Source organism: Parafrankia sp. Ea1.12, assembly GCF_900465275.1.
Taxonomy (GTDB): domain Bacteria; phylum Actinomycetota; class Actinomycetes; order Frankiales; family Frankiaceae; genus Parafrankia; species Parafrankia soli.
Window position 1 is genome coordinate 1 of sequence record NZ_UBIZ01000486.1, and the last position, 10289, is coordinate 10289.

8 protein-coding genes and 2 pseudogenes are annotated in these 10289 nt (G+C 68.5%); 5 read left to right on the forward strand and 5 right to left on the reverse strand.

Annotation, left to right across the window (positions count from 1 at the left end):
* Positions 1-201: 201 nt before the first annotated feature.
* Together FMEAI12_RS29055 and FMEAI12_RS29060 are read left to right on the forward strand one after the other, a co-directional pair.
* Positions 202-582: a type II toxin-antitoxin system death-on-curing family toxin gene (locus FMEAI12_RS29055; RefSeq protein WP_112108563.1), complete on the forward strand. Its 381-nt coding sequence runs from the start codon at positions 202-204 to the stop codon at positions 580-582.
* 605 nt (positions 583-1187) lie between these two features.
* Positions 1188-1649, forward strand: a complete 462-nt coding sequence (locus FMEAI12_RS29060) for a pyridoxamine 5'-phosphate oxidase family protein (protein ID WP_071066566.1) — start codon at positions 1188-1190, stop codon at positions 1647-1649.
* Between the two features lie 89 nt (positions 1650-1738).
* Here FMEAI12_RS29060 and FMEAI12_RS29065 read toward each other — a convergent pair.
* Positions 1739-1864 (reverse strand): annotated as a pseudogene (locus tag FMEAI12_RS29065) (heat-shock protein HtpX); the annotation flags it as partial.
* Between the two features lie 1625 nt (positions 1865-3489).
* Between FMEAI12_RS29065 and FMEAI12_RS40270 the strand changes: the two are divergent.
* Together FMEAI12_RS40270 and FMEAI12_RS29080 are read left to right on the forward strand one after the other, a co-directional pair.
* Positions 3490-3711 (forward strand): pentapeptide repeat-containing protein, encoded by a 222-nt coding sequence (locus FMEAI12_RS40270; RefSeq protein ID WP_112108565.1) that lies wholly within the window; start codon positions 3490-3492, stop codon positions 3709-3711.
* Positions 3712-3958: 247 nt separating this feature from the next.
* Positions 3959-4840 (forward strand): integrase, encoded by an 882-nt coding sequence (locus tag FMEAI12_RS29080; protein ID WP_112108566.1) that lies wholly within the window; start codon positions 3959-3961, stop codon positions 4838-4840.
* Positions 4841-5032: 192 nt separating this feature from the next.
* Here the strand turns inward: FMEAI12_RS29080 and FMEAI12_RS29085 are convergent, their stop codons facing one another.
* Positions 5033-5965 (reverse strand): site-specific integrase, encoded by a 933-nt coding sequence (locus FMEAI12_RS29085; protein WP_112108567.1) that lies wholly within the window; start codon positions 5963-5965, stop codon positions 5033-5035.
* 546 nt (positions 5966-6511) lie between these two features.
* On the opposite strand from FMEAI12_RS29085, the gene FMEAI12_RS29090 reads away from it, so the two are divergent.
* Positions 6512-7150 carry a peptidase inhibitor family I36 protein gene (locus FMEAI12_RS29090; protein WP_160144345.1) on the forward strand — a complete coding sequence of 213 codons (639 nt, stop codon included), beginning with the start codon at positions 6512-6514 and terminating at the stop codon, positions 7148-7150.
* A 119-nt stretch (positions 7151-7269) separates the two neighbouring features.
* Here the strand turns inward: FMEAI12_RS29090 and FMEAI12_RS29095 are convergent, their stop codons facing one another.
* From FMEAI12_RS29095 to FMEAI12_RS29105, 3 genes and pseudogenes are all read right to left on the reverse strand, one after another.
* Positions 7270-8331 carry a CU044_5270 family protein gene (locus tag FMEAI12_RS29095; RefSeq protein WP_146776787.1) on the reverse strand — a complete coding sequence of 354 codons (1062 nt, stop codon included), beginning with the start codon at positions 8329-8331 and terminating at the stop codon, positions 7270-7272.
* Complete coding sequence (locus FMEAI12_RS29100) at positions 8328-8876, reverse strand: RNA polymerase sigma factor (protein WP_160144346.1); 549 nt, start codon at positions 8874-8876, stop codon at positions 8328-8330. The genes FMEAI12_RS29095 and FMEAI12_RS29100 overlap by 4 nt, the downstream gene beginning before the upstream one ends.
* Before the next feature lie 407 nt (positions 8877-9283).
* Positions 9284-9766 (reverse strand): annotated as a pseudogene (locus FMEAI12_RS29105) (transposase); the annotation flags it as partial.
* Positions 9767-10289 lie beyond the last annotated feature (523 nt).

A 10289-nucleotide genomic window follows, 5' to 3' on the forward strand; every position in this document is an offset into this window, starting at 1 on the left:
ACCAGCAGCTCCGCGCCCGCTACTTCGCCTCCCGCGCGACCCGCCCCACCTGGCTACACACCGTCAACCACCCCGCCGCAGGCGGCGTGATCAGCTGACTACAGATTCCGGCCAACTGGGAAAAGCCGCTAATCCGTGGAACCTCTGAAACCCCGGGATCAGGCGCCTAGGGTACGCCGAGGCGCTCCGACGGCTCGGCGAATGATCTACCTGACGCTTCGTGAACCGCTGTACATCGCTGAGCGGGCCATCGGCTCCGAGCCCGTGGTCAGGGATCACGGGCTGCTCGAATCCGCTCTTGCTCGCCCACGGGCGACGGTGTTCGGGCGTGACGCCTATCCCACGCTCGACGGTAAGGCCGCTGCGCTCCTGCATTCGCTGGCTCGCGACCATGCCCTCATCGACGGGAACAAGAGGCTCGCTCTCGCTGGGCTGATTGCTTTCTACGGCCTCAACGGCCGCCGGCTGACGTTGACCAACGATGAGGCCTACGACCTCGTCATGAATATCGCGTCCGGCCTCTGCGACGCCGTCGAGGACATCACCAAGATCCTCGAAGGGGTGACGCGGACCCGGCGGTGAAGATCGGGGCGTGTCTCGCCGCGTCGGACTCCGTTCGTACCCGAGTCGACGGGGGCCGCACTCGGGACACGCCCTGCGCTGGCCATGGCTGCGAATGGACGCCGTGCCTGCCCCGGGCGCTCCTCGGTCTCGTCGGTCTCGTCCGGAGGACGTTCCGTTCGCCGGACGGTTCTGCCGACTCCTTCCAACTCGTGGCAACGGACGCTATGACCAGTGGCGTGCGGTCTGACCCTCTTCCACCTTCAGGGCTGCATGCGCGCTGAGGCCCACCGGGCGCGGCGTCGTGACCGCGTGCCACGCTCCGGGAGAGGCACTGACTGCGACGGGCCGCGCCTGCGGTCGCGTCAGCTGTAGCGACGTGCAACAGGCCCCGTGACATGCCTGGGCCGCTGAGCCATGATCAGCCGCGCGAGGACGCCCTGTGTGCGACCCGTATGAGACCAACGCCAACGCTGTCGGGGGAGGACCGTATGGCCGCGGCCGACACCGCGACGGTACGGTCTGTGCGCCAGCGTGTGACGTCGAAGAACAGGACGGGGCACGCGGGTGGCCGCCGGCGGCGTGGCCGGCGGATCGGTTTCCGCCTGTCAGGTCGAGGAGTAGCTGTGGACCCGTTGTCGCTGCAGGACCTGATCGACTCCGAGGAGTTCGCACTTGATCACGCCGGCCTCGCCGTGCTGCCGTTCGACGTGTGCATCCGGCTGCTGGGGACGGTGCCGGTGGGCCGGGTGGCCTTCGTGTCGGACGGCGAGGTCGTCCTGCTGACCGTCAACCACGCGATGGACGGCGACAGTGTGGTCTTCCGGTCGGCCGTCGGCTCCAAGCTGTCGGCGGCGGTGAACCATGACTCGGTCTCCTTCCATGCCGACTGGTTCGACCCGGAGACCAGAGCGGGGTGGAGCGTCCTGGTCACCGGTGCGGCCGGGGCCGTCGTCGAGGGTGCCCAGACCGCGGCACTGGAGCGCCTGGGCCTGGAGCCCTGGGCGGACGTCGTCGAGCGGCCGTACTGGATCCGGATCGTCCCGCGGTCGGTGACCGGGCGGGCGGTCGTGCGTTCGGAAAGCTGACCTTCGACCCGGCCGCACTGGCGAGCCGGCCGCGGGCCTCGAACGACTGCGAGCATCAGGGAGTCGCCGGCGCGGTGTCGGACGAGTGATCAGTCGTCGGCGATCAGGAGTTCGCCGAGGAGCTTCTCGACGGGTGCGCGGATGGCGTCGCGGATCAGGCGGACGGCGTCGATGACCTGCCCGGCGGAGTTGTCGAGTTTCCAGTCCTGGTAGCGGATAGCCGCAGACGACGACCGGCATAAGGCCCTGTCGGCCGCGGCTGTGGGGCGGCCGGACTCGGCGTGGCGAACACCCACCCCTGGACGCGGCGCGACTCGACATCACGTCGCCGCCGCTGTGAGGCTGGGCGGAGGCCGTCCATATCCTGTTGAGAACGGCGGCCACGGCGACGGCTCCCCTGGCGTTCGGTCTGTTGGCTGACGCGCTGTCCGGTCCCGGAGGACGGTGACGCACCGTGGATGATCTCGACGTGCCGTGCACGTCGCGACACCATCCTGGTCAGGCCCGCTCGGCCCTCCGTGTCGATCACGCTGAGCCGCCCCTGGGCTCGAAGATGAGCAGCCCGATCGTGCGTAGGCCGGCCGCCCTGTCGGTGCAGGGCGGCCTGGACGTCGGCGACGGTCAGCTGCCAGTGGCGGATCTCGTCGGGGCGGATCCTCCCGCTCGCGGCACACGGCCACCGCGTCGGCCGCCGCCTCGACAGCGCGTGGGACGACCACGCCGATCGGGACCTGACGGAGGTTCGACGCGCCGGTCGAGTACGTGCCGCGGGTGCCCGCGTCGAACCGGCGCTCCATCTCTGCACAGCACGGTCGGGTCGACCGCCCCGCGCGGCATGTGGAAGGTCACGCTATGGAGGTTCGCATTGGTGCTGGTCGCCGCGATGCCCGATCTGGCCAAATGCCCAGATCACACCGATGGTCGCGGTGACCAGTGCCCCTGGCAGGAATCGAACCTGCGACCTACCGCTTAGGAGATAATTCGGCATGTGCACCGTGCTGACCTGCGAAAACGCAGGTCACTGCCGAACGACAGGCCAAAAGTTAATAGGCCCAGCCCGGCGGCGTCCGAAACCACCCGGCGGCGGCCGCCGAGGACCCCTGCGAGCTGACGCGACGAGGCCGACTGTGCCACCAGGGCAGCCGAGCGGCTCGTGGGCGCCGTGCCTGCCGACGGTAGCGATGGCGGCCAGCGGTGATCATCAGGTTGTTCGGAGTAGCCGAGTCGTTCCTCGGGGATGGCGGATCCGTTCCGGCTCACCTCAGGCTTTCTTGGACGCGGCGATGTCGGCAGGGAGGGACGCGGGCTACGCGCCCCGGCGGAAGGCCGGCGAGGAAGGTGTGGGAAGTTCGGCTTACAACGTCGCGCGGCGATATACGGCTGCCACCGGCCCTGCGACAAGCGCGGTTGCTCTTATGGCCCTATGCTGTGTTCCGGGATCAGCAATCTCCGACCTGCGATCGTTAACGGGATCTAATAACCTGAATTTATGTCGTGGGGACTTTTTATCGTGATGCTACGTCTCGTTCTCTGGTTCCTCGGCTCGGTCAATCTCTGCCCTGATTTCCTCCATGAGAGCGGCCGGGGCATGCGCGCGGAGTGCTGAGTCGTACTCGTCTCCGGTGAGGTGGCGGCGGGCGCGTTTCAACCAGCCAAGGTCCTCGGGAGGCCATATGTCGGAGATCTCATGCCAGCTCGTGGCAGCGTATATGAGCATCCCAACCGCTTCGTTGTGCTTCCCGGCCTCTATCGGAGATTTACTCAGACTTGTGGCCGATAGTGACGCGAGACGTGCATCGTTGGTCTTCTTGAAGAGGTCGAGGTCGAGGTCGCGGCGTAGGTGGGTGGTGGCGTCGTCGAAGCGGCGTTGTTCCTGCGCGACCGTGCCGAGCTGTCCGGGGCGAGCCTGGGCCGTACCGACCTGAGCGGCGCGGACCTCTCCGAGGCTAACGGCTTGAGGCCCGAGCAGGTGGAGTCCGCGGTGGGAGACGGAGAGGCGAAGCTTCCGCGCTGGATGCCCCGGCCGAGCTCATGGCCACCCCCGTCGGACGAAGACGGGTGATCCTTTGGATCTCGGTAGCTGCCTCGGCGCGCGCTAAAGTCGCCACCCTGACTCGCGTTAAGCTCACTTATCAAGAGTCAGGGTTGACGGGGAGGGGTTCCGGATCATGTAGCTGTCAAGGTTCGACACACACACCCGCTCGGCGGCGACGGGCGGCCGGTCGTGGCCGGTGTGCGGATGGTGGACCGGCAGGTCAGCGATCAGACTCGGGTCATGCTCGCCGCGGCGATCCGCCCGAACACTGCCCGTGCCTTACACCTACGCCTGGTCGCGGCTCACCGGCTGGTGCAACGAGCAGGGCCGCAGCGCGCTGCCTGCCACCGCGGAGACCCTCGCCGAGTACACCGCCACCCTGATCAGCCGCGACGCCGCCCCGGCGAGCATCGACCAGGCGCTCGCCGTCGTGCAGCGCCGCCACCGCGACCAGGGACAGGCCAGTCCGGACACCGCCACCGCACGGCTCCTGCTGTGGGCCTACCGACGGGACCGCGCCGAGCAGGGCAAGACGGTGCGCCGCTCGGCGCCGGTCACGGTCGAGCCGCTGCGCGTGATGGTCGACGCTGCCGGCCCGGTCGACACTCCGGCCGGGCTGCGTGACCGGCTCCTGCTTGTGCTCGGTTTCTCCCTCATGGCCCGCCGGTCCGAGCTCGTCGGGCTGGACCTGGCCGACGTCGCCGCAGTCCCCGAGGGGCTGGAGGTCACGGTGCGCACGTCGAAGACGGACCGGGACAGCGCCGGGACGGTTGTGCCGGTGCCCTACGGGTCGGACCCGTCGCTGTGCCCCGTGCGGCTGTACCGGGTGTGGGCGGCGATGCTCGCCGAGCACGGGGGTGACTGGCGGGCCGCTGCTGTGCCGGGTGGACCGGCACGGCAACATCGGCGGCCGGCTCACCGGCGACGGGGTCCGGCGCATCCTCCAGACGCTCGGCGTCCGGGCGGGTCTGCCGGCCGGGCAGATCCCGACCCCGCACGGGCTGCGCGCCGGTGGGGCGACCGCAGCGGCCCGCGCGGGGCCCCGGTGTCCGCGATTACCCGGCAGGGCCGGTGGGCGGAGGGGTCCCCGGTGGTGCACGCCTACATCCGGACCGTCGACCAGTGGCGGGAGCACCCGCTGCGCGGCGTGCTCTGACCCACACTCGAATGCCCCGGCCGTCTGGCGCGGGGGCATCCGCGTTTCCGGAGTACCTGGGGGTTCGCGCGGCTACGGACCACCGAGAAATGCGGCTATGCCGTTTGGCTGACCGGCGAGCCGTTCACTATTTGCCTCCGGCGATAGCACGGCGTGCACCGGCACTGGTCGGGGCCACAGGCATGGTCAGCGTCACCGGATGGCGAGGTCGCGGGCTTGCTGCCAGCGGACGAGCGCTTCGGAGGACACACGGGCGTAGCGGGCCAGGGATGCGGGGGAGGTGTGGCCGGAGTAGGCGAGCAGGGCGGAGGTGTTCGCGCCGTCCTCGGCAGCGTGAGTGAGAGCGGAGTGCCGGAGTTGATGCAGGGTCCACGGCCCGCCGGGCAGCGTCCGGCTGGCCTGTTCGAAGCATTCAGCAGCTCGTCGGTAAGACAGCCGGGCCCGGCCGGTGTCGGGATCGAGGTCGGCGGCGGGCAGCTGTACGCGGGCCCGCCGGGTGGTGAGGAACACCGGTCCGGTCCGGCGGTCGTCGAGCAGGCGGGGCAGCAGGCGGGCGGTAGCGGAGCGCCAGACGATGACGTCGGCAGCGCCGCTCTTGCGGTGAACCTTTGCGCGGCGGTTGCGCAGGTCGAGGTCGTCGACGTCGAGGGCTAGGACCTCCTCAGCGCGAGCTGCGGTCTCATACAGCAGCCGCCACAGCGTCCGTTCCCTCAGCGGCAGGTGTGCCCGGCTCAGCAGTGCCTCCAGGCCCGCCCGGACCAACGGCCGAGTCCGGTCCACGGCGCGGGGGCGCCGGCGGATCCGTTGGGTCGGATCGGCCTCGATCCAGCCCTGCGCCCGCCACCAGGCGATAGCCGATCGCAACCCATCGAGGCGGGCGTTCGCCGTCGCGGGCGCCGCGGTGCCCCAGCGGCGGCTAAACCAGAGACCGATCCGCTCGACGCCCGCCTCAGTGTCGAGCACGACGAGCGGGCTGTCCGGACCGAGCTCGGCGGCCAGGGCGGCCAGGGCAGTCCGGTAGGAGCGGGCGGTGTTCCGGTTGGCCACCTCGGCGAGAAACGCCTCGGCCGCGCCGGCAAGCGTCGGCCCGGCCGGCGCGAGGTCGACCCGGTGAACCCCGCCCATAGGACCCCCACATCGCTGTCTCAGAGAAGCAGGCCGAATCACCCCACCCCCGGCGACGTGCTCGACCACCTCGCCGGGCGAGGCTACCGCAGATAATCACCGACTATCTGCGGAACCAGTCGACCCATTGCAGCACCGCAGACGCGACGCGGGCCTCAAACTCTCCGCTACAGAAAGCTATTCGACCGGCGGCGGAGGTGTGACCCACATCTCACGCTGTTGCCAGCTATCGGCGCCACCGTCTCGCCAGAAGCTCGACCGATACTCCTGGTCACACAGCGTGCGGCCCATGCGCTGCTCGCCAGCTGCCACCAAAAGCTTGCTCCGGCCTGCAATGAACCTCTGTAGCTCACGGTAATTTCAGTCGGGCCACGGCGAAGTTTTACCTACTGATCTTCACGCGAGGAAGGGGGATGGATTTGACGGCTAGGCGGTCTGTCCGGCTTGTCTATGGCAGACTCCATCCCGGCACGGACAGACGGAGCACAGATCGAGCCCCTCCACGTTCCGGATGCCTATCGTTTTCTAGATTCGGAAGAGGTATGGATGAGAGTGCTGTCGCGCCTTCGATTGAGTGGAGCGATTGTCGGGGCACTGGTCGCCTGCGGAACTGCCTTGGCGCTCGCCGTCCCGGCGGCTGCTCAAACTTCGCCCAGCCAGGAATCGGTAGTTCCGAAAGTGGACGATCAGGCTATCGCTGGTTCTCTCAAGGCTCCACTCGCTGATCGCGTCGCCGCGCAGCTGCGGCTGGCCCCGGGAGGCGTGAAGATCAGCCCGAACGAAATCTCCTGGGACGACGGGAAGGTTGTCATGGTCTTCCCTCAGGACGGTGAGACCGCGGCGCCGGCGTCGAGTAGTGCCGTTTTGGATGGAGGGGTGTCAACCCAGGCTATCCAGGGGTGCCCCACTCAGTACCTCGGCGCGGACTACTACTGCTTCTACGAACACGGGAACTACGGCGGAAGGCGCCTCCAGTTTAAGGATCATCCGCAGTTCGTACTCTTCAGTACCTACGCATTCAACAACCAGGCATCATCTTGGGTCAATGGGGGTGCGGCGTACATCACTGTATACGACGGGGATGCTGGCAACAGCCCTGTTCTGTGGGGCATGCCTGCACACACCCAGTCGTCTCTTGTAGCGGCAGCAAACAACGACCGAGCAACCAGCTTCTATGCAAACTAGATCGAGTCTTCGGGTATTTGACCGGCGGCTCTGCGTGCGTCCCCGTGCTTGATACAGCGTGACTCCCGCGAACGGGGCTGGTGGGGCGGACAGCATGTCCGCCCCACCAGCCCCGTTGTTCATCGTGGGGGTTCGGTGTCGTTGGTGCGGGCGGCGTCGAGGAAGGCGGTGTAGGAGATAACGCTGGGAATGGGGACGCCGAGGGCGCCGGCGGTGGTGGTCAGGGTCTTCTCCTGGCCGAGGAGACGTCCGTCGGTCGGGTCGATGAGCAAGACGTAGCGGGTCGGCAGCCCGGACATCGCGCTGTCGACCGCGACCGCGAGGGCAGGGCGGCCGGCCCGGTCGACGGTGCGGCCCTGCAGGTACAGGTCCGGAGTGGAGGCAAGGATGTCGAGGAGAGCAGCGCGCACCGGCGCGGGCGGAACCTGTTCGAGGTAGAGGTCGGCGATGGCGACGAGGGTCTCGGCGGGGCCGTTCTCGGCTGGATGACCGGTGGCAAGGAGGGCTGCCAGCTCGGCTGTGTCTGCGGGCAGGTCTGCCGGGTACATGGCACCTAGGCCGCCGGCCGGGAAGGTCTCATCAGCGGGGTCGGCTATGGGGCGTCCTTCCTCGTCCCAGGCCTGCCGCGCATGCTCGGAGGGGAACTGCGGCTCGCCCGGGGTGGTCCGGATGCGCCCGGAGCCATCGGGAGCACGCCAGACCTCACGGATCTCGGGCAGGACCGCCGAACGGACCTGGATCCCGTCGATCCGCGTGGACAGGTCCCAGCTCTGCGTCCGCACGTACTGATTGCCAGCGCTGCTTTGTGTAGAGGCCCCCGATGCGCGGATGCGGCCGGCGACGGTCAGCAGCGCATCGCGGGCGGTGCCGGCCTCGGCCTGGTAGGTCAGCGGCGGTGGCGTGGCGGCCTGAGCCAGCGACGGGGCGGCGCCGCGCGGCAGACCGAACTGAGTCACGACGATCGCTACCAGCACGGCGGCCATCCCCACCGGCACCAGCCACAGCGCGCGTGACCGGTGGCGAGCGGCACTCTGGCTTCGGCCGCGCCCCCCCGGGTCCCCGGGGGTGTCAAGAATGCGGGCAAGGACAGCTGCGCGATCCGTAGCCGCGGTGTCGTCGATGCTGTCTGCCGGGTCGTGACCGTCAAGAATCCGGCGGACCTTCCGAACATCACCGATCATGATGCCTCCTCGGCCGTAGAGAGCGGATGATCCGGGACAGCCGGCACGGCAGCCGATGCCGTCAGCTGGTCCTGCAGACGTCGCCGGGCGCGGTGCAGACGGACCGACGCTGTGCTTGCGCGTATCCCCAGGACCTGGGCAGCCTCGCGGACGCTCAGGCCATCCCAGCCGATGAGCGTGAGCAGCTCCCGGTCGGCGACGGACAAGCGTCCCAGCGCTGTGCGCACGGCATCCCGTTCGACCAGCGATTCAGCCGGGTTACCTCCGGCCAGCTCCGCTTGCTCCCCCACGGCGAGCTGCAGCCGCCGAAAACGCGTCTCACCGCGGCGCTGGTTCGCCACCACCCGGCGAGCAACACCCAGCAGCCAGGGCAACGGGGGATCAGGCACCTCGGAGAACCGCCGCCACGCGGTCATGAACGTCTCCGCGACAACATCATTGGCCGCGTGCTCAGGCACCTCCCGCAGGGCATACCGCAACACCGGGGCGTACTGGGCCTCGTACAAGGCGGTGAACTCCGCCTGTGGATCCTCGATCCGCACCACGTCTCCCCTCGGGTCCCTGTCGAGAGGATGTCCGGCATCCCCTCGTTCCTTACAGGCCGGCTCCGCGAAGGTGGTACGCGACGTGAGCGCCAGCTGGAGGGGACGCTCGCCCTGGCGGAACGGGCCGGGATGGTTGACATCGGGCCGTCAGCTCAACCCTGGTGTCACATCAAGCGACGCACGGGGGTCAGTCTTCAGTCGCCGCCGACAGGGGAGGAGTCGGGCGCGCACATCCGGTGCCGGCTTCACCCCCGCCAGCGGCCCGCCCTGGCCGCGCCTCCCTGCCTCCCCGGGCGCCACTGTCCCTGGCAGGGCTCTGTCCAGTTAACGGCTCTGTGCCACTTTCGGTGGTGACTGTGGGACTGTACGAATAACGGCTCTGTCGCATATTCGGTGGTGACGGTGTGTTAGCCGAGCAGGATCCGGTGGCGGAGGAGTGGGAAGTCGACTCGGCCGTGCATCTGCTCAAGATCTTCTTGGTCTTGGCGTTGACGCCTTCGGTGCCGCCATTGCTGTAGGGCAGGGTGAGCGCGTTGTTCACGGCATCCCGGTCGAGGTCGAGGCCGCGGGTGTAGGCGCGCAGGTGGGGCAGGTCGGCGGCCCGCGCGGTGGTGATCCAAGCGGTGAGGCGGTCGTTGTTGCTGTCGGCGGGGTCGAGGAACGCGGCGAAGCCGCGGACCAGGTTCGCGAGGCTGGTCATCTCGGGGCAGGCGGCGGTGAGCGCGTCGAGCCGGTCACGCTGGACGTCGGTGAGAGCGTCCATCGAGGCGGCGGCCCCTGGTTGATGTAGCGGACGAGCAGATTATGGCTGCCGTGTAGCCCTGCTGTCTGATCTCGCGGAACAGGCGCAGGACGGGGACGGCGGGTTCCTCGGCTCGGCCGGGTCGGACAGCTGTAGATCCCCAGGCAGCGGATCGAGATCGATCGTGGCGTGGCGTGGCAGCTGGAACGGGCCCGGAGAACCGCTGTGGCGGGATCTGCCCGTCGTTCACCCAGATGGCCTGGCCGTTCGGGGCTGTGACGTGGTTGACCGCAGGCCGGTCTCGATCGTCGGGGGTGGTGTTGTCGCGGGTGCGGGAGTCATCGGCCGGGGCCGTTCCGATGCTGGATGATCTGCCCGTAGTCGATGTCGATGACTTGGCCGTTGGCCCGGGGCTGCGAAGGTCCGAGCGGTGTACTCCTGGATGCTGCTCTGATGGCCTGCACGCGATCTTCTACGGCTGGTAAAAATAGGAAAGTTATCAGTTGTCTGAGCGCTGTGCGCTGGCATCGACGGCCGGTTCTGAGTGGGCGTTCTGCACGCTTTTGCCGGGTCTCAACTTGGGTTGATCTTTGGGGTGGTCGGTGGGGCGGGCTGGGGAAGGACGAACAGGCCGGGATCGGGCTCGGTGAGAACACCCCGTTCCACCAGGC

Coding starts and splice junctions, on each gene's coding strand:
- FMEAI12_RS29090 (WP_160144345.1), top strand. CDS start 6,512: ATGAGAGTGCTGTCGCGCCTTCGATTGAGTGGAGCGATTGTCGGGGCA.
- FMEAI12_RS29095 (WP_146776787.1), bottom strand. CDS start 8,331: ATGATCGGTGATGTTCGGAAGGTCCGCCGGATTCTTGACGGTCACGAC.
- FMEAI12_RS29055 (WP_112108563.1), top strand. CDS start 202: ATGATCTACCTGACGCTTCGTGAACCGCTGTACATCGCTGAGCGGGCC.
- FMEAI12_RS29085 (WP_112108567.1), bottom strand. CDS start 5,965: ATGGGCGGGGTTCACCGGGTCGACCTCGCGCCGGCCGGGCCGACGCTT.